The following is a 22,571-nucleotide window of genomic DNA, read 5'->3' as shown; positions in this document are numbered from 1 at the left end:
AAAAAAACCCACAGGTTCCCCAAAGTGCCATCAGTCGCGGAAGTTATTGAACTGCAGCGGCATATCGAAGGTCTTGGCGCGCAGGGCGGCAATGGCGTCCTGCAGATCATCGCGCTTCTTGCCGGTGACGCGAACCTGCTCACCCTGGATGGCAGCCTGGACTTTCAGCTTGGCATCCTTGATATGGGCGACGATCTTCTTCGCCAGCTCCTTGTCGATGCCTTCCTTGAGTACGGCTTCCTGCTTCATCAGCTTGCCGGAGGCGTAGGCGTCCTTGACTTCAAGGCACTGCGCGTCGATCTTGCGCTTGACCAGCGACAGTTTGAGGATCTCGATCATCGCTTCCAGTTGGAAATCGGCTTCAGCGGTCAGGTTGACCGTCAGCTCCTTTTCCTTGAATTCGAAGCTGCCCTTGCCTTTCAAGTCATAGCGGCGGTCCAGCTCCTTGACGGCGTTCTCGACGGCGTTGGTGACTTCGTGTTTGTCCAGTTCAGATACCACGTCGAACGAAGGCATGTGATTTCTCCAATATAAGGGGCCGGCTCAGTAGAGATGGAGCGCGCCCGAGCTAAAATGCCGGGGCATTATAGCGGTTCTTTCGTCCCGTTCACTGTGAGAGACCCTACGGAGCAAAAACTGATGTCGACCATCTGGCATATTCTCGGCGCCGGCAGCCTGGGCACACTGTGGGCCACCCGCCTGGCTCGCGCCGGCGTGCCCGTCAGGTTGATCCTGCGCGATGCCGCGCGCCTGGCCAGCTACCGGGCTTCACCCGGTTTGACCCTGGTGGAACACGGCGTAGCCCACACCTACCCGGTGTTCGCCGAAAAACCCGACAGCCCCGAGCCGATTCATCGCCTGCTGGTGGCCTGCAAGGCCTACGACGCCGAGGGCGCTGTCGCACAACTGCAACATCGCCTGGCACCGGACGCCGAGCTGATCCTGCTGCAAAACGGCCTCGGCAGCCAGGACGCGGTAGCCGCGCAACTGCCCCAGGCGCGCTGCATTTTTGCCTCCAGCACCGAAGGCGCGTTTCGCGACGGTGACTGGCGCGTGGTATTTGCCGGCCATGGCTACACCTGGCTGGGGGACGCGAGCCACCCTACCCCACCGATCTGGCTGGAGGATCTGCACACCGCCGGCATCCCCCACGAATGGAGTACCGACATTCTGACGCGGCTGTGGCGCAAGCTGGCGCTCAATTGCGCGATCAACCCGCTGACCGTGCTTTACCAATGCCGCAACGGCGAACTGCAAAGCCATCAATGTGAAGTCGCGACCCTGTGCGCCGAACTCGGCGAACTGCTGGAATGCTGCGGCCAGCCCGCTGCCGCGCTGGATCTGCAACATGAAGTGGAACGGGTCATCCAGGCCACGGCCGCCAACTATTCCTCCATGTACCAGGACGTGGCCAACGCCCGCCGCACCGAAATCAGCTACCTGTTGGGCTATGCTTGCCAGGCGGCTGCCCGTCACCAATTGAGCCTGCCGCATTTGCAACAGCTGCAAGTGCGCCTGGTTGACCAGTTACTTGCACGCGGATTGCCCCGCGACTGAGCCACGCGCTACCCTGCCCGCCTGTCTATCACCTAGGAAAACCCTGATGCCGCTGCGCCAGCGTCTAGAAAACCTACCGGTCGGGCAGAAACTGCTGGCCGCCCTGCTGGTGCTGCTGACCACCGTCTTGCTGGTGGCCAACCTGACCTTTATCAGTGCCGCCTACTGGATCTCCCAGGAAAGCATGGCACCCCAGGCCTTGCAGGCCATCGGCCGGCTGGTGTCCAACCCGGCCCTCGCTGCCGAAGCCCTCGAATCCCCGGCCAAGGCCGATGCGCTGCTCAATGAACTGACCAGCTATTCGCCCCTGCGCGCTGCCGCCCTGTACGACAGCGAAGGCAATCTCCTGGCGCAGATGCAACACGGCGATCGCCTGCACCTGCCGGACAACTACCGGCATATCGAAGCCTGGCGAGTGACCGAGTTTCGCAGTAACCAGGTCATCACCCTGCCCCGCCCCGGCCAAGCGTCCGGTCACCTGCTGCTGGTGGCCAGCAGTGAACTGCCGGTGGCCTTCTATACCGGCACATTGACGGCGAGCCTGGGCATCCTGATTTTCAGTGTGCTGCTGTGGCTGATCATCGCCCGGCAGATCAAACGCCTGATCACCCGGCCGATCCATGAACTCGAAGAACTGTCGCGCCAGGTAACCCGCGAAGAGAACTACGCCCTGCGCGCCAGCCGTGGCAACCACGATGAAATCGGCAGCCTGGCCGAAGCCTTCAACACCATGTTGTCGCGCATCGAAGCCCGTGAGCAGCAGCTCAAACGCGCGCGGGACGATTCCCAGGCGGCCTACGACCAGGCACAAGGGTTGGCCGAAGAGACACGCCACACCAACCGCAAGCTGGAGCTGGAAGTCCAGGTGCGCAGCAAGATCGAGAAAAAACTCACCGGTTTCCAGAACTACCTGAACAGCATCATCGACTCCATGCCTTCGGCACTGATCGCCTTGGACGAACAGCTCTACGTCACCCAGTGGAATCAGGAGGCCACGGCCCTGTCCGGCACACGCCTGGATGAAGCGCTGAATCAACCGATCTACCTCGCCTTCCAACCGCTCAAGCCCTACCTGCCACAGATCAAGGCTACGGTGGAGCAACACACGGTGGAACGCATCGAGCGCGTTACCTGGATCAAGGACGACGAACCCAAGCATTACGCCCTGACTTTCTACCCGCTGATGGGCGGTGCCGGACGCGGCGTGGTGATCCGTATCGACGACATCACCCAGCGCCTGTCACTGGAAGAAATGATGGTGCAGTCGGAAAAAATGCTCTCCGTCGGCGGGCTTGCTGCCGGCATGGCCCACGAGATCAACAACCCGCTGGGGGCGATCCTGCATAACGTGCAGAACATTCGCCGTCGCCTGTCCCCGGACCTGCCCAAGAACCTGGAGCATGCCGAACAGGTGGGCATTGAGCTGGACACCGTCAACCGCTACCTGCAAAGCCGCGAAGTGCCGCAATTGCTCGACGGCATCCAGCAGGCGGGGGCACGGGCGGCGAAAATCGTCACCCACATGCTCAGTTTCAGCCGCCGCAGCAACCGGCAGATGGCACCTTGCGACTTGCCGGCGCTGATCGACCAGGCGGTAGAGATCGCCGGTAACGACTTTGACCTGGCCATTGGCTTCGACTTCAAGGGCCAGGCGATCATCCGTCAGTTCGATCCGCAACTGGGCCCGGTGCCCGGCACTGCCAACGAACTCGAACAGGTGCTGCTCAACCTGCTGAAAAACGCCGCCCAGGCCATTCATCTACGTGAAGACGACAGCGAGCCGGGGCGCATCATCCTGCGCACGCGCCTCAACCCGCCGTGGGCAGAAATCCAGGTGGAAGACAACGGCATCGGCATGAGCGAGAACGTGCGCAAACGCACCTTCGAGCCGTTCTTTACCACCAAGGAAATCGGCCAGGGCACCGGGCTTGGGCTGTCGGTGTCGTATTTCATCATCACCAACAACCACAAAGGCCAGATGGAAGTGCACTCCACCCTCGGCCAGGGCACCTGCTTCACCTTGCGCCTGCCCTTGGCGGGCCAACTGCCAGCTTACGAACTCACCCAACTGGAGCACTGACCATGGGCTTTCGCCTGTCGAAGATTTACACCCGTACCGGCGATAAAGGCGAAACCGGCCTCGGCGACGGTCGCCGCGTGCCCAAGGACCATCCACGGGTGGAAGCCATCGGCGAAGTGGATACGTTGAACAGTCAGCTCGGATTATTGCTGGCCTATCTCGAAGCACTCGGCGGGCAGTATCCAGGCTTACAGGATGTGATCGAGGTGCTGACGCCTTGCCAGCATCGATTGTTCGATCTGGGCGGCGAGTTGGCGATGCCAGAGTACAAAGCCCTGAATGCAGCAGAAGTGGATCGGCTGGAAGCGGCGATTGATCGCTGGAATGAGGAAGTGGGGCCGCTGGAAAACTTTATCTTGCCTGGTGGTTCAGCGCTGATTGCCCAGGCCCATGTATGCCGCAGCCTGGCGCGCAGTGCCGAGCGACGCTGTCAGCACCTGAATGCAGTGGAACCGCTGGAAGGGGTGGGGTTGGCGTATATCAATCGGTTGTCGGATTTGCTGTTTGTGGCCGCGCGGGTGATTGCCAAGCGCCAGGGTGTTGCAGAAGTGTTGTGGCAGGCGGCGGCAAAGCCACACTGATGATGATTCGGTGACTGATAGGGCCTCATCGGGGGCAAGCCGCCTCCCACATTTTGATCACATTCCAAAGTTGGAACTCGGTCGAATGTGGGAGGGGGCTTGCCCCCGATAGGGTCCTTCAGAGCACCATCAAACCTCAGGCCAGAACGCCCGAATCCCTGCGACACCTTGAGCGCCGGCTTCCCACGCCTGCTCCCGCTGCGCAGGCCCTACCCCACCCAACAGAAATACCGGCTTGCTGAACCCACGGATCAACTCCGCAGCCTGCTCCCAGCCCAACGGCTGGGCATCGGGATGGGTCTGGGTCGGCTGCACCGGCGACAGCGTGACAAAATCCACGTCCATCAATTGCGCCAATGCCAGTTCTTCCGCGTTATGGCATGACGCCGCCAACCAGCGATCCTTCGGCAATGGCCGACCTTTGCTCGCATATTTGCGCAGTTGAGCCGAGGTCATATGCCAGCCGGCCGCCGGGAAGTCCCCGAGCCATTCAAACGGCCCCTTGAGCATCAACTGCGCCTTACCGGCGCACAGGCCCACCGCATCTACCGCAAGGTCGCGGTATTTGGGGTCGTAACCGTTGGGCGCACGCAGCTGGATCAGCTTGATACCGCCGGCGACAGCCTTCTGAATCCCGCGCAAGAGCGTTGGCGTTTCCAGCTCGCCGGGAGTGATCAGGTAGTCGGCGGGCAAGCGCGCAGCAGCCACGATCGGCGCATTGGCTGCTGGAAACTCATAGTTGGGCAAATCCCTCGGGGCCACCCATTCCAGCGGTTGTCCCTCGGCACCGTGGGGCTCGTCGGTAAAGGCCGAGACTTCCCAGACATCCAGCAACACCTGCTTGTCCGGGTAGTCATGCTGCACCTTGATCAGCGGTCGCGCCGTGGTGACCTGGATACCCAGCTCTTCCTGCAATTCACGGGACAGGGCCGTGGCGACCGACTCATCGGCCTCCACCTTGCCACCGGGAAACTCCCAGAGACCGCCCTGATGCTGGGTATCGGCACGGCGCGCCAGCAGGATCCTGCCGTCGACACCGCGGATCACCGCTGCTGCTACATGCACTCGTTTCACCGCGCTTATCCTCTTCTATCAGGTACGGTATTCCGCATTGATCTTCACGTACTCGTGGGACAGGTCGGTGGTCCAGATGGTTTCGCTGCACTCACCACGACCGAGTTCGATGCGGATGGTGATTTCTTCCTGCTGCATCACCGCCGAGCCCTGGGCTTCGGTGTAGGTTTCGGCGCGGGCGCCACGGCTGGCGATGCACACGTCGCCAAGGAACACGTCGATCTTGCTCACGTCCAGGTCCGGCACACCGGCACGGCCGACGGCAGCCAGTATGCGGCCCCAGTTCGGGTCGGAGGCGAACAGCGCGGTCTTGATCAGCGGCGAGTGGGCCACGGTGTAGCCGACATCCAGGCATTCCTGGTGGTTGCCGCCGCCGTTGACTTCAACCGTCACGAACTTGGTCGCGCCTTCGCCGTCACGCACGATGGCCTGGGCCACTTCCATGCACACCTCGAACACCGCTTGCTTCAGCGCCGCGAACAGCGGGCCGCTGGTGGAGGTGATTTCCGGCAGGTTGGCTTTACCGGTGGCGATCAGCATGCAGCAATCGTTGGTCGAGGTATCGCCGTCGATGGTGATGCGGTTGAACGACTTGTTGGCGCCATCCAGCATCAGGCTGTGCAGCACGTCGCGGGAGACCTTGGCGTCGGTGGCGATATAGCCAAGCATGGTGGCCATGTTCGGGCGGATCATGCCCGCGCCTTTGCTGATGCCGGTCACGGTGACCGTCACGCCATCGTGCACGAACTGGCGGCTCGCACCTTTTGGCAGGGTATCGGTGGTCATGATGCCGGTGGCGGCGGCTGCCCAGTTATCCACAGACAAGTCATCCAGCGCGGCTTGCAGGGCGCCTTCGATTTTCTCCACCGGCAGCGGCTCACCGATGACCCCGGTGGAGTACGGCAGCACCTGGCTGGCGTCCACACCGGCCAGTTGGGCCAGCTTGGCGCAGGTGCGCGCAGCGGCGACCAGTCCAGGCTCGCCGGTACCAGCGTTGGCATTACCGGTATTGGTCAGCAGGTAACGGATCGGGCCGGCAACACGTTGTTTGGCCAGGATCACCGGCGCGGCGCAGAAGGCGTTGAGGGTGAACACGCCCGCAACGGTCGAGCCTTCGGCACAGCGCATCACCACCACATCCTTGCGCCCTGGGCGCTTGATGCCGGCCGAAGCGATACCGAGTTCAAAACCGGCAACCGGGTGCAATGTGGGCAAAGGACCAAGACCAACAGCCATGAATGCGCTCCTTAAAAATAGGTGATGTCTGTGCCGTCGTGATCGACGGTGAAATTAATGGCAAAACGCCGCGACGGCAGAGGCCGGTCGCGGCGCGGGGTGTTGCAGCGTCAGGCGAAAATCTTATTCGATCTGGCCGTGGCAGTGTTTGAATTTCTTGCCCGAACCGCAGTAGCACAGTTCGTTGCGGCCCAGCTTCTGATCGTTGCGTACCGGGGTCTGGGCCAGGGCCACATCGACCTCCTCGCCCAACACCTCAGGTACTTCCAGGCCCGGCGCTTCGTCGTGCTGGAACTGCATGCGCGCCGCCAGTGCTTCGGCTTCCTGACGCAGGCGAGCTTCCTCCTCGACCGGGTCTTCGCGACGCACTTGAACGTGGGACAGCACACGAATCGAATCGCGCTTGATCGAATCCAGCAACTCGGAGAACAGCGTGAACGACTCGCGCTTGTACTCCTGCTTCGGGTTCTTCTGGGCATAGCCACGCAGGTGGATGCCGTGACGCAGGTGATCCATGGTCGACAGGTGGTCTTTCCACAGGTCGTCCAGCACGCGCAGTACGATTTGCTTCTCGAAGGTGCGCAGTGCTTCGGCACTCGCCTGCTCTTCCTTCTCGTTGTACGCGGCCAGCAGCTCGGTCATGAGCTTCTCGCGCAGGGTTTCTTCGTACAGGTGGTCGTCTTCGTCGAGCCATTGCTGGACCGGCAAGTCGACACCGAAGTCGCTCTTCAATGCAGCTTCCAGACCGGCGACGTCCCACTGCTCAGGCAGCGATTGTGGCGGGATATGGGCGCTGACGGTGGCGTTGAGCACGTCCTGACGGAAATCGGCGATGGTCTCGCCAATGTTGTCGGCGGCCAGCAACGTGTTACGCATGTGATAGATCACTTTACGCTGTTCGTTGTTGACGTCATCGAACTCGAGCAGTTGCTTACGAATGTCGAAGTTACGGCCTTCGACCTTGCGCTGGGCCTTCTCGATGGCATTGGTCACCATGCGGTGCTCGATCGCTTCACCGGACTGCATGCCCAGGGCCTTCATGAAGTTCTTCACCCGATCCGAGGCGAAGATACGCATCAGGCTGTCTTCCAGGGACAGGTAGAAGCGGCTGGAACCGGCGTCACCCTGGCGGCCGGCACGACCACGCAGCTGGTTGTCGATACGACGCGATTCGTGACGCTCGGACGCGATCACCTGCAAGCCACCGGATTCCAGCACGGCCTGGTGGCGTTTCTGCCAGTCGGCCTTGATCTGGGCGATCTGCTCGGGGGTCGGGTTGTCCAGCGAAGCCACTTCCACTTCCCAGTTGCCGCCCAACAGGATGTCGGTACCACGACCGGCCATGTTGGTGGCGATGGTCAGCGCGCCTGGGCGACCGGCCTGGGCAATGATCTCGGCTTCTTTTTCGTGGAACTTGGCGTTGAGGACCTTGTGCTCGATGCCTTCCTTGTTGAGCAGGTTGGAGACGTGCTCGGAAGTCTCGATGGTGGCGGTACCCACCAGGATCGGACGACCCTGGGCCATGCCGTCCTTGATGTCGTTGATGATCGCCGCGTATTTCTCTTCGGCGGTCAGGAACACCAGGTCGTTGAAGTCTTTACGGGCCAGCGGCTTGTTCGGCGGGATAACCACTACCGACAGACCGTAGATCTGGTGGAATTCGAACGCTTCGGTGTCGGCGGTACCGGTCATGCCGGACAGCTTGTTGTACAGACGGAAGTAGTTCTGGAACGTGGTGGACGCCAACGTCTGGCTTTCGGCCTGGATGTTAAGCACTTCCTTGGCTTCGATGGCCTGGTGCAGGCCTTCGGACAGACGACGACCCGGCATGGTACGACCGGTGTGTTCGTCAACCAGTACGACCTGGCCGTCCTGCACGATGTATTCGACGTTGCGGTGGAACAGCTTGTGGGCGCGCAGGCCGGCATACACGTGGGTCAACAGGCCCAGGTTGTGTGCCGAGTAGAGGCTTTCGCCCTCGGCCAGCAGGCCGATCTGGGTCAGCATATCTTCGACGAACTGGTGACCGGCTTCGTTGAGTTCAACCTGGCGGGTCTTCTCGTCGATGGTGAAGTGACCTTCTTTGGTCACCACGCCTTCCACTTCCTCGATGTGCTGCTCAAGACGCGGGATCAACTTGTTGATCTCGGTGTACAGGCGCGAGCTGTCTTCGGCCTGGCCGGAGATGATCAGTGGGGTACGGGCTTCGTCGATGAGGATGGAGTCGACTTCGTCGATCACGGCAAAGTTGAGTTCGCGCTGGAATTTTTCTTCCATGCTGAACGCCATGTTGTCGCGCAGGTAGTCGAAACCGAATTCGTTGTTGGTGCCGTAGGTAATGTCGGCGGCGTAGGCGGCGCGTTTCTCTTCCGGCGGCTGGAACGGCGTTACCACGCCGACGGTCAGGCCGAGGAATTCATACAGCGGGCGCATCCAGTTGGCGTCCCGGCGAGCCAGGTAGTCGTTCACCGTCACAACGTGCACGCCCTTGCCGGACAGTGCGTTGAGGTAAACACCCAGGGTTGCCACCAGGGTCTTGCCTTCACCGGTACGCATTTCGGCAATCATGCCTTCATGCAAGGTCATGCCGCCGATCAACTGGACGTCGAAGTGGCGCATGCCCATGACACGCTTACCGGCTTCACGGGCAACCGCAAAGGCTTCGGGAAGCAGCTTGTCGAGGGTTTCACCTTTGGCTATGCGGGCCTTGAACTCTTCGGTCTTGGCGCGCAATTGCTCGTCCGAAAGAGCAACCATCTGCTCTTCGAAGGCATTGACCAGCTGCACCGTCTTGAGCATGCGTTTGACTTCGCGCTCATTCTTGCTTCCAAAAAGTTTCTTTAACAAAGGCGCAAACATATCGGCAGGTTCTTCCACACATAGGGATGGAGGGCGCACCGTGAGTGGCCCGAGCAGCCCTCACGGCCGCATGCGAACGCGCATTCTACCCGGAATCGTGGGTGAGGAAAGTGGCGTTGTTCCCCGAGGCTGGCATGGGGCTATGAGAGGGCTTGTTTAAAATAAGGGCTTTTGCGCGAACTTCAACCCGTGGAGCTTATGGATTTTGTGGATAAAGCCCCGGCAATGCATTGCCCGGGGCCGCGTAGACGCTTTCTGCTAAGATGGCCGCTCTGTTACTTAAGGTGTCCAATCATGGCATTTCGCCCTCTTACAGCCCGCGCCCCCAGCGTGTTGCTTCGCGAAGCCAAGCCGTTGAAAGCCATCTTTGGCCATGCGCAGCGCTTGGGCCATTTGCAACGCCTGCTCGAAAGCCAACTGCAACCGGCCGCCCGCGAACACTGCCATGTGGCGTCCTGGCGTGAAGGCAACCTACTGCTGATTGTCACAGATGGTCACTGGGCAACCCGCCTGCGCTATCAGCAAAAACGCCTGCAGCGTCAATTAATGGCATTCGATGAGTTTGCCAGCTTGACGCGCATCCAGTTCAAGGTGCAGCCGCCGACCGTACAGCAAGGCGCGGCAGGCCACACGATGGACTTGTCGGAGACGGCGGCCGAGACGATTCAGGCCACGGCCGACGGCATCAGCGATCCGGGCTTGCGCGCGGCACTTGAGCGGCTGGCCGCCCATGGCAAGCCCAAGCCCTGAACCGCTACTTGCGCTTGCTGCCCCCCAGCAAAGACCCCAACAAACCACGCACCAGTTGGCGCCCCATCTGATTGGCCGCCTGCTGCATCGCGGATTTCAGCGCCTTGCCTGCGGTGGTTCCCAGAAACGCCCCGGCCTTGTCAGTGAAGCTAGGTTCTTCGTCCGCCTGCCTGGCCTCTTCGGTCGGTCCAAGCTCCTTGCGCGCCATCAATACTTCATAGGCCGACTCGCGATCAATCGGCTTGTCATAGCGCCCCTGCAACGGCGAACTGGTCACCAATGCGACGCGTTCAGCGGCGCTGAGCGGCCCGATTCGCGATTGCGGCGGAGCGACCAATATGCGCTGGACGACTTCCGGGGTACCTTTTTCCTGCAACGTGCCCACCAATGCCTCACCGGTGCCCAACTCGGTCAATACCGATAAAGCATCAAACGCCGGGTTCGGCCGGAACCCGTCTGCTACCGCCCGCAAGGATTTCTGTTCTTTCGTGGTGAATGCCCGCAGGCCATGCTGGACCCGCAAACCCAGTTGCGCCAGCACGCTGTCCGGCAGGTCGCCCGGTGATTGGGTAACGAAATACACCCCCACACCTTTGGAGCGAATCAGCCGCACCACTTGCTCCAGGCGCTCTTGCAAAGCCTTGGGCGTGTCGGCGAACAACAAATGCGCCTCGTCGAAAAACAGCGCCAGCAACGGTTTGTCGGCATCGCCGCGCTCCGGCAGTTGCTCGAACAATTCCGCCAACAGCCACAGCAGGAAGGTCGCGTACACCTTCGGGGCTTCATGCACCAGGCGGCTGGCGTCTAACAGATGGATACGCCCGCGCCCATCGCTGGCGGGCTGCAAGATGTCTTCAAGCTGCAAGGCCGGCTCGCCAAACAGGGCCTCGGCGCCCTGCTGCTCCAATACTGCCAGGCGCCGCAACAGCGCCTGGCTGGAGCCGGTGGTCATCAGCGCCGCGTCTTCGCCGAGCAACTCCGGGTGATAGCGCAGGTGGTTGAGCAGTGCCTTGAGGTCCTTGAGATCCAGCAGCAACAGGCCTTCGCGATCCGCCACCTTGAAGGCCGCATAAAGGGCCGACTGCTGGCTGTCGGTGAGTTCCAGCAAACTGCCGAGCAACAACGGCCCCATTTCGCTGATGGTGGTGCGCAGCGGATGACCGGACTGCCCATGGATGTCCCACAGCGTGACGGGGTACGCCTTGGCTGTGTAATTAAGGAAAGGCATGCCGGCGATACGCTCTGCCACCTTGCCCTGGGGGGTGGCGGCGGCACCCAGGCCACAGAGGTCACCTTTGATATCAGCCGCAAATACCGCCACGCCCGCATCACTGAAGGCTTCGGCCAGGCGTTGCAACGTGACCGTCTTGCCGGTGCCCGTGGCGCCGGCGATCAACCCGTGACGGTTGGCCAGGCGCATGGCCTGGGCAATGGGCTGGCCGTCAAGACCGGCCCCGATAAGGAGTTGCGTGGAGTCAGGCATTTCGTCACCCATGGTTAATCTTTAATGTCGCCAGGTCGATAAGACAGATGTGAGACCTACAAAGTCTAAAAAACGCTCAGATAGTTCCTACAGGGACCAACGGAAATATCAAACTTTTTTGACGCTACCCTCCCGCGTGTTCCACAAGGACGCGCTTCGGATATTAAGACCTTAGCGGACCCTTCAAGCTATGAATAAAAACTTGCGTTTCAGCCATAAAATCCTGCTTGCAGCCTCCCTTATCGTCATCGCGGCCTTCGCACTGTTCACCCTCTACAACGACTACCTGCAACGCAACGCCATTCGCGACGACCTCAACAATTACCTGCATGAAATGGGCGATGTCACCGCCAGCAACATTCAGACCTGGCTCACCGGGCGCATTGCGCTGGTGGAAAACGCGGCACAAAACATCGCCATCAACCCTGAGCCTTCGACCGTTGCCAGCCTGCTGGAGCAGAAAGCCCTGACGTCGTCCTTCATGGCTACCTACGTGGGCGACAGCAAAGGGGCCTTCACCATCCGCCCCGACACGAAGATGTCAGATGGCTTCGACCCACGCGTTCGGCCTTGGTACAAGGGCGCCCAAAGCAGCAACGGCTCAACACTGACCGAACCGTATATCGATGCCGCTACCGGGCAGTTGATCATTTCCATCGCCACCCCCAGCGCCAAAGGCGGCCAGAGCATCGGCGTGGTGGGCGGCGACCTGAGCCTGCAAACCCTGGTGGATAACATTGGTGCGCTGAACTTCGGCGGCATGGGCTACGCGTTCCTGGTCAGCGCCGACGGCAAAGTGCTGGTGCACCCGGACAAAAACCTGGTGATGAAAACCCTGGCCGACATGTATCCAAAAAACACGCCGAAGATCAGCGGCGACTTCAGTGAAGTCCAAGCCAACGGCAAGGACAACATCGTGACCTTCAGACCGATCAAGGGCCTGCCGTCGGTGAACTGGTACCTGGGCATTTCGGTGGATAAAGACAAATCCTACGCCATGCTCAGCGAATTCCGCACCTCGGCGGTGATCGCCACGCTCATTGCGGTGGTGATCATCATTGCCTTGTTGGGCATGCTGATTCGCGTCCTGTTGCAACCGCTGCACGTGATGACCCGTGCCATGCAAGACATCGCCGACGGCGAAGGTGACCTGACTCGCCGCCTGACCATCGAGAATCACGATGAGTTCGGCACCCTGGGCACTGCATTCAATCGCTTCGTGGAGCGGATTCATACATCCATCCGCGAAGTATCCTCGGCCACCGAACAGGTCAATGAAGTCGCACTTCGGGTTGTCAGCGCGTCCAACTCGTCGATGGTCAACTCCGACGAACAGGCCAACCGCACCAACAGCGTTGCCGCCGCGATCAACGAACTGGGCGCCGCCGCCCAGGAAATCGCCCGTAACGCCGCACAAGCCTCCAATCAGGCCAGCGATGCGCGCCACCTGGCCGAAGACGGTCAACAGGTGGTTGAGCGCAATATCAAGGCGATGACTCAGCTGTCTGCAATGATCAGTGCTTCAAGCAGCAATATCGAAGCACTTAACAGCAAGACGGTGAATATCGGCCAGATTCTCGAAGTGATCACCAGTATTTCCCAGCAAACCAACCTGCTGGCATTGAACGCTGCCATCGAAGCTGCACGCGCCGGGGAAGCCGGGCGCGGGTTTGCGGTGGTCGCCGATGAAGTGCGTAACCTGGCCCATCGCACCCAGGAATCGGCACAGCAAGTACAAAAGATGATCGAGGAACTGCAAGTCGGCGCCCGAGACTCCGTCAGCACCATGAGCGACAGCCAGCGCCATAGCCATGACAGCGTGGAAATCGCCAACCTGGCCGGTGAGCGCCTTAACAGCGTGACCCAACGTATTGGCGAGATCGACGGCATGAACCAATCGGTGGCCACCGCCACTGAGGAGCAGACCTCGGTCGTGGAGTCGATCAACATGGACATCACCGAGATCAACACCCTCAATCAGGAAGGTGTGGAAAACCTGCAATCGACGCTGCGCGCATGCGCCGACCTGGAACAACAGGCGGCGCGGTTGAAACAGCTGGTGGGGAGCTTCCGGATCTGATCCAGGCACCCGTCGCTGGATTCAGCGGCGGGTTATTTTTCTTCTATGGATTGGGACGTTTCCTGTTCCTGCTCCCACAACTCGGCGGCACCTGGAAATTCGGTGCCGTCGTCACTGTCCAGCTCGTCCGGGTCATACCGGCTCAAACACCCCTCACCCAGTGTCGCGGGGGCTTTGGAGGTCGCTTTGTCGAATGGGTCACTCATCACTCAATCCTCAACGGCAGACAAAGAAAAAGGGCCTGCAGCGATTTAACGCCCAGGCCCTCCATTCTTCAATCCGAACGCGTTGATCAGAACACGACGGTCTTGTTGCCGTGCACCAGCACGCGGTCTTCCAGGTGATAGCGCAGGCCACGGGCCAGTACCATCTTCTCGACATCCCGACCAAACCGCACCATGTCCTCAATGCTGTCGCTGTGGCTGACGCGCACCACGTCCTGCTCGATGATCGGACCGGCATCCAGCTCTTCGGTGACGTAATGGCAGGTTGCGCCAATCAACTTCACGCCACGCAGCGAAGCCTGGTGGTAAGGCTTGGCCCCCACAAACGACGGCAGGAAGCTGTGGTGAATGTTGATCACCTTGCCCGCGTATTCGCGGCACAGCTCCGGCGGCAGGATCTGCATGTAGCGCGCCAGCACGACCACGTCGGCCTCGTGCTGCTTGACCAGGCGAGAGACCTCGGCGAACGCCGGCTCCTTGTCCTGCGGGTTGACGGGCACGTGGTAGTAGGGAATGCCATGCCACTCGACCATGCTGCGCAGGTCGTCATGGTTGGAGATCACGCAAGCGATCTCGCAGTCCAGCTCATCGCTGTGCCAGCGGTGCAGCAAGTCAGCCAGGCAGTGGGATTCGCGGCTGGCCATCAACACCACGCGCTTTTTCTGCTCGGTGTCGGTGATGTGCCAGGTCATCGAAAACTCTTCTGCGATTGGCGCAAATGCCTCGCGGAAAGCCTCAAGACCAAAGGGCAGCGTGTCGGCACGGATTTCGTGACGCATGAAGAACCAACCGCTGAGATTGTCCGAGTGATGACTCGCCTCGGTGATCCAGCCGTTGTGGGAGGCCAGAAAGTTACTGACTTTGGCAACGATGCCGACCCGGTCCGGGCAAGCAATCACCAGCCGAAAAGTGCGCATTAGGGGGGAACTCCAGAACTTCGCAAAGGCCGCCATTCTAGCGATTGTGCAGAAAAACTGCAGTATTCGATGAGCCTTATTCTGATCCCCTGCCCTGGCCACCCCCCTTAATAGCGCATGGTTTACCAGCGCTATATGAACGAACAGCGCAAGCTGCAGCAATTATGCAAATTTTAAGGACATTATTTTCGGGGTAGCACCTATTAATTAACTCGATTGCATAGCGCCTTCACAAACATTTAAAGTAATTCACCTAAATGCGTTGTTAAATGTTTACTTGAGGAAACCGCCTGACTATTATTGGGCCACTATCCTGTCAATCAGCGTTCTACATAAGGTAGTCCACATGTCTCTGATCAACGAATACCGTGCCACCGAAGAAGCTATCAAAGAGCTGCAAGCTCGTTTGAAGAATCTGTCCCAAGATGACAAACTCAAAACCGAGCTGGAATTCGAAGGCAAACTGCGCACCCTCATGGGCGAGTACTCCAAATCCCTGCGTGACATCATCGCGCTGCTGGATCCAGAGTCGAAAGTTAAAGCACCCCGTGGCGCCGTAAAAACTACCGGTACCAAGCGTGCTCGCAAGGTCAAACAATACAAAAACCCACACAATGGCGAAGTGATTGAAACCAAAGGCGGCAACCACAAAACCCTGAAAGAGTGGAAAGCCAAGTGGGGCGGTGATGTGGTTGAAGGCTGGGCTACCCTGCTGGGCTAAGCTTCGCCAGGTCTGCGCTTGATACGCGACCCATTAAAAACGCCAGCCTGCTGGCGTTTTTTATTGATCGTCTTTTCTACAAACCGCTATTACGCATTCACACGAGCGGCTAAAGAGTCAGCATATTCCTGCCACTGCTCCAGCACCTGCTGCTGAAACGGCGTGGCACTAACGGCCAACTCCTGCCGAGCCTGATTAAATGCCTCCAGGGTATTCGGCGCGCCGAATTGAGGATTTTCCAAACGTTGCTGACAGAAAAGTTTCCAGCGTTGTTGCTCCTCGCTGTTCAGCGTATCGGGGAAGTTACGCGCCCGGTAGCGAAACAATAGTTCAGGCAAACGGTGATCATCAAAAGGCCACTGCTGGCTAGCTAATTGCGCAGGCTCAGCCGCCCGGACTTGCTCGCATAAGCGTCGGTCACGATCCCCGATAAAACCCTCGTAAAGCTGCTGTTCCGGGTCTGAACTCGGTGCAAAATCTTCCTCGGCGTAAATGACCGCCAACTTATCGCGCCAAAGTTCCTGTGCGTCAGTTAGCCGCAGCGCCCGCGCCTGGCAAATATCCATATCCAATTGCAGGCGTTCACGATCCTCGGCCCGCAGTACGTTCAAGGGCGCGACCACGGGGCAACGGTTGATATGCACCAACTTGAGCGGCACCGGCAGCTCACCTTCGGCAAGGTCCTCACGACGGGTATACAGGCGTTGGCGCAAGGCAGCGGCATCCAGGTCCAGCAGCCCCTGGGGATCGAGCCCCAGGTCGCAGACAATCAGCGCATTGCGGTTACGCGGGTGCCAGGCCAAGGGCAGCACGACCCCCAGGTAATGACGCTCGGCAGAAAAACGTCCGGAGATATGCACCATGGGTTGCAGCAAGCGCACCTGGTCCATCACCCGTTGCTTGCTGCGCAGTTGAAACAGCCAGTCGTATAGCTTGGGCTGCTTCTCACGAATCAGGCGCGCCAGGGCGATCGTGGCACGCACGTCGGATAACGCATCGTGGGCCTGGCCGTGGTCAATGCCGTTGGCGGCGGTCAGGCGCTCGAGCTTGAGGGTCACGCGCCCGTCCTGCTGCGGCCACTCGATGCCTTCCGGGCGCAGGGCGTAGGCAGTGCGAACCACATCGATCAGGTCCCAACGGCTGTTACCGCCCTGCCATTCCCGCGCGTAGGGATCGAAAAAATTGCGATACAGGCTGTAGCGCGTCATTTCATCGTCAAACCGCAAGGTGTTGTAGCCTGCGCCGCACGTACCCGGAGCCGCCAGTTCGGCATGTACACGGGTCATGAAATCGGCCTCGGCCAGGCCTTTTTCCGCCAGTGTTACAGGGGTGATGCCGGTAATGGCACAGGCGGCGGGATGGGGCAGGATGTCGTCGCTGGGCTGGCAGTAAAGATTGACCGGCGGGCCGACTTCGTTGAGATCGAGATCCGTGCGAATGCCGGCAACCTGGAGTGGGCGATCGCTGCGTGGGTTGATGCCGGTGGTTTCATAGTCGTACCAGAAAATGGAGGTCACGGGCTGTTCCTGTGCTGAAGATCGACAAAGTCTAGGCGTTGAGCCGTGTTCGGGGCCAGCACCAATTAAACTGTACAAACATCCAGCAAAACCTTGAATAGTTGCTTCCATCGCCGACGCTGTTAGCATCCGTGTCTCCAACCGCTCTGCACTGCCAAGGATCGCGATGCCATCAGCCCCATTGGATACCCTCTACCAGATCGAGACCCCGGAGGGCATCGACCTGCCACTTCGCCCCGCCGGCCTGGTGCCACGGGCGCTGGCATTTGCCTTCGACCTCGGCGCACGTGCCGTGATCATGGGCGTGCTGCTGGTGCCATTGGCGTTGCTCGGCAATATAGGTATCGGCCTGGGGTCGCTTCTGCTGTTCCTGGTCAGTTGGTGGTACATGGTGCTGTTCGAGGTACTCAACCAGGGCTGCTCACCGGGCAAACAGGTCATGGGCTTACGGGTCGTGCAGGACGACGGCACCCCCATAGGCTGGTCAGCGTCGCTGATTCGCAACCTCCTGCGGTTTGTCGACATGCTGCCTTTCGGCTACTTTCTCGGCGCAATCAGTTGCCTGCAACACCCTCACTTCAAACGCCTTGGCGACCTGGCCGCCGGCACCCTGGTGGTCTACCGCGAACAGCCTCTGGCACGTCCACAGGTACCTCCAGCTGCGGCACTGCGCTTGCCGTTTGCCCTGGACCTGAGTGAGCAGCGAGCGATTCTTGGCTTCGCGGAACGCCAGGGTGAACTGTCCGTAGAACGGGTACACGAGCTCGCCTCGATCCTTGCAACGCCGCTGCAAGTGTCTCCGGCCCGCGCCGTGGAGCAACTCAATGGCGTGGCCCGCGGCCTGCTGGGGCCAACATGAAGCAGAGTCTTTTCGAAAGCCGTCACCAACACCAGTGGCAATCTTTTGCCGAACAACTGAAACAGTTGGAACAAGGCAAGGCCAAGGCCAGTGACGTGGCCGATTTCCCTCATCAATACCGACGCCTATGCCAGCACCTGGCCCTCGCCCAGGAGCGCGGCTACAGCAGTTACCTGGTGGACCCCCTGCAACAACTGGCGTTGCGCGGCCATCAACAACTGTATCGCCACCGCAGCCAATTGGCGGCGAATGTGCTGGGTTTCATACTCGCCGACTTCCCGCGACTGGTGCGAGAACAGTGGCGTTTCGTGTTGATTGCCAGCCTGCTGTTCTTTGGCAGCCTGCTGGGCATTGCCCTGCTGGTCTACCTGTTCCCCGACCTGATCTACAGCATTGTCAGCCCCCAGCAGGTGGCCGAGATGCAGGGCATGTATGACCCTGAGGCCAGCCGGCTGGGGCGCGCCGCCGAACGTGCGTCGAGCGAAGACTGGATGATGTTTGGCTACTACGTCATGCACAACATCGGTATCGCCTTTCAGACATTTGCCGCCGGTTTGCTGTTCGGCCTGGGCAGTGTGTTTTTCCTGATATTCAACGGGCTGATCATCGGCGCGGTTTCCGGGCACCTGACCGAAATCGGCTATGGACAGACCTTCTGGTCATTTGTCATCGGCCATGGGGCCTTTGAGTTGACGGCCATTGCACTCGCCGGTGCCGCGGGCTTGCAACTGGGCTGGGCGTTGATCGCCCCGGGGCAACTGACCCGTGGCGAATCCCTGCGGCTCGCAGCGCGCAAGAGTGTGCAACTGCTGTGCGGTGTCATGGTGTTCCTGCTGATCGCCGCATTTATCGAAGCCTACTGGTCTTCCACCACCCAGATCGCCCCTTGGGTCAAATACCTGGTAGGCGCTGCACTCTGGCTGCTGGTGGCGACTTACCTTACCTTTGCCGGACGGACTCGCCATGCGCCTGAGTAATGCCAGCGTGGCGATTCGCCCGCGTACCGCATGGGAGGCCATGGACCTTGGGGTACTAATGGCCCGGGAACATCGCCTGCTGTTGATGAGCAGTTGGGCGCTGGTGACCCTGCCGGTTTTTGCCCTGCTTACCGCGTTGCTGTGGAAATACCCGTCCACAGCCATGTTCCTGTTCTGGTGGTTCAAACCGGCGTTCGACCGCTTGCCTCTATATATCCTCTCCAAAGCCCTGTTCGGCGAAACGCCAAGCCTTAAGCAGGCTGTGCGCGAATGGCCAAGACTGCTCAACCACCAACTGCTGGCCAGCCTGACCTGGCGCCGACTTAGCCTCAGCCGCAGTTTTGTGATGCCAGTCAGCCAGCTCGAAGGCCTGGACGGCCAGGCGCGTCAGAAACGCCTGGGCGTGCTGCAACAGCGCAATTCCGGTGCGGCGCGCTGGTTGACCACCGTTGGGGTGCACCTGGAAATCGGGTTGTGGTTCGGCTGCATGGCGCTGTTCTATCTATTCATTCCGCAACAACTTGAACTGGATTGGGATTGGCAACGGTTGGCGCTGGCGACAGGCGCCGAGGGGGTCTGGCTGGAGCACTTGAGCAACGCCTTCTACGCCTTGATCCTGGTATTTTGGGAGCCCATCTACGTCGCCTGCGGTTTCAGCCTTTATCTGAATCGTCGCACCCTACTGGAGGCGTGGGACCTGGAGCTGGTATTCCGACGCCTGCGCCAGCGCCTGAGCAATGTGGCGCCCCTGTTAATGCTGGTGCTCGGGCTGACCTTGCTGCCATTCAACCCGCCCGCCATGGCGGATGAAACCAAACCACTGCCACCCCAAAGCGCAAGCCAGTCCATCAAGTCGCTGCTGGACAAACCACCCTTCAAAAATCCGGAAACCGTCACCCGCTATCGCTTTGGCGAAGAAAAGCCCGTCGTTAAAAACAAGGCGCACAGTGACGGCAAACTTCCGGCGTGGCTGCAGGCACTACTGGACAACCTCAACAGCGATACTTTCAAGCCTGTCGCCCAAGGCCTGGAAGTACTGTTATGGAGCCTGCTTATCGGTGGCGTGGCCCTGGTGATATGGCGTTATCGGGACTGGTTGCGCACCTTTGTCAGCCAGCGCGGGGCACGTATACCCAAAGCGGCGAAACCATCACCCGCGCAATTGTTCGGCCTGGAACTGGGCACCGAGACCCTGCCTGAGGATATCGCCAGCACTGCCGAGCAACTCTGGCCTAACCAACCACGGGAAGCCCTCGGCCTTTTGTATCGTGGCCTGCTGAGCAGGTTGCTGCATGACTTCAACCTGCCCCTTAAAAGCGCTGACACCGAAGGTCAGGTCCTGCAACGCGTTCACCAGTTGCAACAGCCGCAGTTACTGGCCTTCAGTGATGAATTGACTCGGCACTGGCAAAACCTTGCCTATGGCCACCACCTGCCCCCGGTCTCAGCCCAGCAGAAATTGTGCAACGATTGGCGCGTCCTGTTCAGTTCGGGAGGCGCCCAATGAACCGGCCATTACTGTGGGTGGGGCTGCTGTTGGCGTGCCTGCTTGGAGCGGGCGGCTTTTATGCCTGGAGCAAAGCGATCCCCTATGAAGAAGTGGTGGACCGCGGCCCCTCCCCGGAAGCCATGGCCAACCCTTACCTGGCGGCCGAACACTTTCTGCGCCAGCAAGGCCTGGCCGTGGAACACGCCAATGGCCTGGAACGCCTGACTACCCTGCCCGCCAAGGGCAACAGCCTGCTGTTACTGGGCGAACGCAGCAACATGTCGCCACGCCAGGTAGGTCAACTCCTGGACTGGGCCAAGTCCGGCGGCCATCTACTGGTAGTCGCCGAGGCTCTGTGGGATGAAGAAACCGGCAAGAGCGGCGACCTGCTGCTTGATCGCCTGCATATCCACCAGGCTCTGAGCGACGAACCCGAGGACACAGCCCCGGCCCGCAAAAACAAAGCACCGGACTTGACCAAACTCTATGTCGACAATGACACCGCCCTGGCGTATTTCAGTTTCGACACCGACTTCAACCTCATCGACCCCAAGCACCTGGCACAATTTTCAGCCAATAGCGCCAGGTCGAGCCACTTGATGCAACTCGACCTAGGGCAGGGCCGCGTAACGGTGATCACCGACAGCGACCTGTGGAAAACACCGGCTATTGGCAAGCACGACAATGCCTGGCTGCTGTGGTATCTGACTCAGGGCAGTGCCGTGACCTTGTTGTTCAACAGCCATGTGGATGACCTGTTCACCCTGCTGTTGCGTTACTTCCCCCAGGCGTTGGTGGCGCTCATTGCCCTGATTGCCCTGGCACTCTGGCAGGCGGGGATGCGCCAGGGACCAATCCAGGCGCCCGGCCCCAAGGCGCGTCGGCAATTGCAGGAACACCTGAAGGCCAGCGCCGACTTCCTGCTGCGCCGCAGCGGCCAAGGCACGCTATTGCAGGCCTTGCAGCGCGACATCCTGCGCGCCGCAAAGCGGCGTCATCCCGGCTTTGAACATCTCGACAACACCGAACGGGGGCGAGTGCTTGCCCACCTGACGCGCCAACCTTCTCACGTCATCAGCCAGGCCCTCGGCCCACTCCCGGCAAAACGGCTTTCCAGTGCCGATTTCAGCCGGCAGGTGGCGTGCCTGCAAACCCTCAGGAATGCCCTATGAGCGAATTTCCCAGCGCTAACACCCTGCCCGGCGAACCCCTGCAACGTGCCAGCCAGCAGGCCCAGGCCCTGCGCATTGAACTGCGCAAGGCGGTGATCGGGCAGGATCAGGTGATCGATGATGTACTCACCGCCCTGATCGCCGGCGGCCACGTATTGCTCGAGGGCGTACCCGGGCTGGGCAAGACCTTGCTGGTGCGTGCCCTGGCCCGTTGCTTTGACGGCGAATTCGCGCGGATCCAGTTCACCCCGGACCTGATGCCAAGCGATGTCACCGGCCACGCGGTGTACGACCTGCACACCGAACAGTTCAAGCTGCGCAAGGGTCCCGTGTTCACCCACTTGTTGCTGGCTGACGAAATCAACCGCGCCCCGGCCAAGACCCAGGCGGCCCTGCTCGAAGCCATGCAGGAACGGCAAGTCACCCTCGAAGGCGAGGCGCTGCCCATCGGTCAGCCGTTCATGGTACTTGCCACGCAAAACCCCATCGAACAGGAAGGTACCTACCCCCTGCCGGAAGCCGAACTGGACCGTTTCATGCTCAAGGTACGCATGGACTACCCCGAAGCGCAGCAGGAACTGGATATGGTGCGTGAAGTGACGCGCTCATCACGGGCCGACATGCTGGACGTGCAACCGTTGCGCACCGTGCTGAAGGCCGAGGACGTACTGCAACTGCAATTGGTCGCCAGTGAACTGGCCTTGGATGAACAAGTGCTCGACTATGCCGTGCGCCTGGCGCGAGCTACTCGCAGCTGGCCGGGACTGGCCATAGGCGCCGGCCCACGAGCCTCCATCGCCTTGGTCCGCGGCGCACGCGCACGCGCATTGTTACGTGCAGGCGAGTTCGTCACGCCGGATGACATCAAGGGCTGTGCCCTGGCAGTACTGCGCCACCGTGTACGTCTTGCGCCAGAACTGGATATAGATGGGCTGGAGGTCGACCAGGTGCTCAAGCAACTGCTGGACCAGATTCCGGCCCCCCGGCAATGACCC

At 60.2% G+C, this 22,571-nt stretch carries 19 protein-coding genes; 11 read left to right on the top strand and 8 right to left on the bottom strand.

Features of this window, described 5'->3' with window-relative positions; all coding sequences use genetic code 11:
* Positions 1-30: 30 nt before the first annotated feature.
* Positions 31-516, bottom strand: coding sequence for a YajQ family cyclic di-GMP-binding protein (locus AB1462_RS05450; RefSeq protein ID WP_367246320.1), 486 nt, complete (start codon positions 514-516; stop codon positions 31-33).
* A 123-nt stretch (positions 517-639) separates the two neighbouring features.
* Between AB1462_RS05450 and AB1462_RS05445 the strand changes: the two genes are divergently transcribed.
* The 3 genes from AB1462_RS05445 to AB1462_RS05435 are packed head-to-tail and all read left to right on the top strand — an operon-like array spanning position 640 to position 4,218.
* Positions 640-1,557 (top strand): putative 2-dehydropantoate 2-reductase, encoded by a 918-nt coding sequence (locus AB1462_RS05445; protein ID WP_259191417.1) that lies wholly within the window; start codon positions 640-642, stop codon positions 1,555-1,557.
* Between the two features lie 46 nt (positions 1,558-1,603).
* On the top strand, positions 1,604-3,637 hold the full coding sequence (locus AB1462_RS05440; protein WP_259191418.1) for an ATP-binding protein: 2,034 nt from the start codon (positions 1,604-1,606) through the stop codon (positions 3,635-3,637).
* A gap of 2 nt (positions 3,638-3,639) precedes the next feature.
* On the top strand, positions 3,640-4,218 hold the full coding sequence (locus AB1462_RS05435) for a cob(I)yrinic acid a,c-diamide adenosyltransferase (RefSeq protein WP_259191419.1): 579 nt from the start codon (positions 3,640-3,642) through the stop codon (positions 4,216-4,218).
* A gap of 129 nt (positions 4,219-4,347) precedes the next feature.
* On the opposite strand, the gene AB1462_RS05430 is transcribed toward AB1462_RS05435, so the two are convergent.
* The 3 genes from AB1462_RS05430 to secA form a co-directional block, all read right to left on the bottom strand.
* On the bottom strand, positions 4,348-5,292 hold the full coding sequence (locus AB1462_RS05430; protein ID WP_367246319.1) for a Nudix family hydrolase: 945 nt from the start codon (positions 5,290-5,292) through the stop codon (positions 4,348-4,350).
* Between the two features lie 18 nt (positions 5,293-5,310).
* A complete protein-coding gene (argJ, locus tag AB1462_RS05425) occupies positions 5,311-6,528 on the bottom strand; it encodes a bifunctional glutamate N-acetyltransferase/amino-acid acetyltransferase ArgJ (RefSeq protein ID WP_259191421.1) in 1,218 nt (405 codons plus the stop codon).
* 123 nt (positions 6,529-6,651) lie between these two features.
* Complete coding sequence (secA, locus tag AB1462_RS05420) at positions 6,652-9,387, bottom strand: preprotein translocase subunit SecA (RefSeq protein WP_090400577.1); 2,736 nt, start codon at positions 9,385-9,387, stop codon at positions 6,652-6,654.
* Positions 9,388-9,681: 294 nt separating this feature from the next.
* On the opposite strand from secA, the gene AB1462_RS05415 reads away from it, so the two are divergent.
* A complete protein-coding gene (locus AB1462_RS05415) occupies positions 9,682-10,137 on the top strand; it encodes a DUF721 domain-containing protein (protein ID WP_027605525.1) in 456 nt (151 codons plus the stop codon).
* 4 nt (positions 10,138-10,141) lie between these two features.
* Here AB1462_RS05415 and AB1462_RS05410 read toward each other — a convergent pair whose 3' ends face one another.
* Positions 10,142-11,620 (bottom strand): helicase HerA-like domain-containing protein, encoded by a 1,479-nt coding sequence (locus tag AB1462_RS05410; protein ID WP_367246318.1) that lies wholly within the window; start codon positions 11,618-11,620, stop codon positions 10,142-10,144.
* Between the two features lie 190 nt (positions 11,621-11,810).
* On the opposite strand from AB1462_RS05410, the gene AB1462_RS05405 reads away from it, so the two are divergent.
* On the top strand, positions 11,811-13,700 hold the full coding sequence (locus AB1462_RS05405; protein ID WP_367246316.1) for a methyl-accepting chemotaxis protein: 1,890 nt from the start codon (positions 11,811-11,813) through the stop codon (positions 13,698-13,700).
* Between the two features lie 32 nt (positions 13,701-13,732).
* On the opposite strand, the gene AB1462_RS05400 is transcribed toward AB1462_RS05405, so the two are convergent.
* Positions 13,733-13,906: a hypothetical protein gene (locus tag AB1462_RS05400; RefSeq protein ID WP_367246314.1), complete on the bottom strand. Its 174-nt coding sequence runs from the start codon at positions 13,904-13,906 to the stop codon at positions 13,733-13,735.
* A gap of 86 nt (positions 13,907-13,992) precedes the next feature.
* Positions 13,993-14,841 carry a formyltetrahydrofolate deformylase gene (gene purU, locus AB1462_RS05395; protein ID WP_015885632.1) on the bottom strand — a complete coding sequence of 283 codons (849 nt, stop codon included), beginning with the start codon at positions 14,839-14,841 and terminating at the stop codon, positions 13,993-13,995.
* A gap of 346 nt (positions 14,842-15,187) precedes the next feature.
* Between purU and mvaT the strand changes: the two genes are divergently transcribed.
* The gene (gene mvaT / locus AB1462_RS05390; RefSeq protein WP_003175830.1) at positions 15,188-15,562 is read left to right on the top strand and encodes a histone-like nucleoid-structuring protein MvaT; all 375 of its coding nucleotides are present in this window, start codon (positions 15,188-15,190) and stop codon (positions 15,560-15,562) included.
* 89 nt (positions 15,563-15,651) lie between these two features.
* Here the strand turns inward: mvaT and sbcB are convergent, their stop codons facing one another.
* Positions 15,652-17,079 (bottom strand): exodeoxyribonuclease I, encoded by a 1,428-nt coding sequence (sbcB, locus tag AB1462_RS05385; protein ID WP_367246312.1) that lies wholly within the window; start codon positions 17,077-17,079, stop codon positions 15,652-15,654.
* A 166-nt stretch (positions 17,080-17,245) separates the two neighbouring features.
* Between sbcB and AB1462_RS05380 the strand changes: the two genes are divergently transcribed.
* From AB1462_RS05380 to AB1462_RS05360, 5 genes are read left to right on the top strand one after another with little or no spacing between them, the layout of a single operon-like run.
* Positions 17,246-17,938, top strand: coding sequence for an RDD family protein (locus AB1462_RS05380; RefSeq protein WP_315336351.1), 693 nt, complete (start codon positions 17,246-17,248; stop codon positions 17,936-17,938).
* Positions 17,935-18,915, top strand: coding sequence for a stage II sporulation protein M (locus AB1462_RS05375; protein ID WP_090409787.1), 981 nt, complete (start codon positions 17,935-17,937; stop codon positions 18,913-18,915). The genes AB1462_RS05380 and AB1462_RS05375 overlap by 4 nt, the downstream gene beginning before the upstream one ends.
* Entirely contained in the window at positions 18,902-20,422 is a 1,521-nt protein-coding gene (locus tag AB1462_RS05370) for a DUF4129 domain-containing protein (RefSeq protein ID WP_090400581.1), read from the top strand. Before AB1462_RS05375 ends, AB1462_RS05370 begins: the two co-directional genes overlap by 14 nt.
* Positions 20,419-21,576 (top strand): DUF4350 domain-containing protein, encoded by a 1,158-nt coding sequence (locus AB1462_RS05365; protein ID WP_367246310.1) that lies wholly within the window; start codon positions 20,419-20,421, stop codon positions 21,574-21,576. Before AB1462_RS05370 ends, AB1462_RS05365 begins: the two co-directional genes overlap by 4 nt.
* Entirely contained in the window at positions 21,573-22,568 is a 996-nt protein-coding gene (locus tag AB1462_RS05360) for a MoxR family ATPase (protein ID WP_090400583.1), read from the top strand. The genes AB1462_RS05365 and AB1462_RS05360 overlap by 4 nt, the downstream gene beginning before the upstream one ends.
* The last annotated feature ends 3 nt before the right edge of the window (positions 22,569-22,571 follow it).

This window comes from Pseudomonas sp. SB113 (assembly GCF_040754745.1).
Taxonomy (GTDB): domain Bacteria; phylum Pseudomonadota; class Gammaproteobacteria; order Pseudomonadales; family Pseudomonadaceae; genus Aquipseudomonas; species Aquipseudomonas grimontii.
The sequence above is the reverse complement of the archived record's forward strand: the minus strand, read 5'-3'. Positions and strand labels throughout refer to the sequence as shown.

Excerpts from the sequence above, each read along its gene's own strand:
- AB1462_RS05450 (WP_367246320.1), bottom strand. The coding sequence starts at position 516 with ATGCCTTCGTTCGACGTGGTATCTGAACTGGACAAACACGAAGTCACC.
- AB1462_RS05445 (WP_259191417.1), top strand. The coding sequence starts at position 640 with ATGTCGACCATCTGGCATATTCTCGGCGCCGGCAGCCTGGGCACACTG.
- AB1462_RS05440 (WP_259191418.1), top strand. The coding sequence starts at position 1,604 with ATGCCGCTGCGCCAGCGTCTAGAAAACCTACCGGTCGGGCAGAAACTG.
- AB1462_RS05435 (WP_259191419.1), top strand. The coding sequence starts at position 3,640 with ATGGGCTTTCGCCTGTCGAAGATTTACACCCGTACCGGCGATAAAGGC.
- argJ (WP_259191421.1), bottom strand. The coding sequence starts at position 6,528 with ATGGCTGTTGGTCTTGGTCCTTTGCCCACATTGCACCCGGTTGCCGGT.
- secA (WP_090400577.1), bottom strand. The coding sequence starts at position 9,387 with ATGTTTGCGCCTTTGTTAAAGAAACTTTTTGGAAGCAAGAATGAGCGC.
- AB1462_RS05415 (WP_027605525.1), top strand. The coding sequence starts at position 9,682 with ATGGCATTTCGCCCTCTTACAGCCCGCGCCCCCAGCGTGTTGCTTCGC.
- AB1462_RS05410 (WP_367246318.1), bottom strand. The coding sequence starts at position 11,620 with ATGCCTGACTCCACGCAACTCCTTATCGGGGCCGGTCTTGACGGCCAG.
- AB1462_RS05405 (WP_367246316.1), top strand. The coding sequence starts at position 11,811 with ATGAATAAAAACTTGCGTTTCAGCCATAAAATCCTGCTTGCAGCCTCC.
- AB1462_RS05400 (WP_367246314.1), bottom strand. The coding sequence starts at position 13,906 with ATGAGTGACCCATTCGACAAAGCGACCTCCAAAGCCCCCGCGACACTG.
- purU (WP_015885632.1), bottom strand. The coding sequence starts at position 14,841 with ATGCGCACTTTTCGGCTGGTGATTGCTTGCCCGGACCGGGTCGGCATC.
- mvaT (WP_003175830.1), top strand. The coding sequence starts at position 15,188 with ATGTCTCTGATCAACGAATACCGTGCCACCGAAGAAGCTATCAAAGAG.
- AB1462_RS05380 (WP_315336351.1), top strand. The coding sequence starts at position 17,246 with ATGCCATCAGCCCCATTGGATACCCTCTACCAGATCGAGACCCCGGAG.
- AB1462_RS05375 (WP_090409787.1), top strand. The coding sequence starts at position 17,935 with ATGAAGCAGAGTCTTTTCGAAAGCCGTCACCAACACCAGTGGCAATCT.
- AB1462_RS05370 (WP_090400581.1), top strand. The coding sequence starts at position 18,902 with ATGCGCCTGAGTAATGCCAGCGTGGCGATTCGCCCGCGTACCGCATGG.
- AB1462_RS05365 (WP_367246310.1), top strand. The coding sequence starts at position 20,419 with ATGAACCGGCCATTACTGTGGGTGGGGCTGCTGTTGGCGTGCCTGCTT.
- AB1462_RS05360 (WP_090400583.1), top strand. The coding sequence starts at position 21,573 with ATGAGCGAATTTCCCAGCGCTAACACCCTGCCCGGCGAACCCCTGCAA.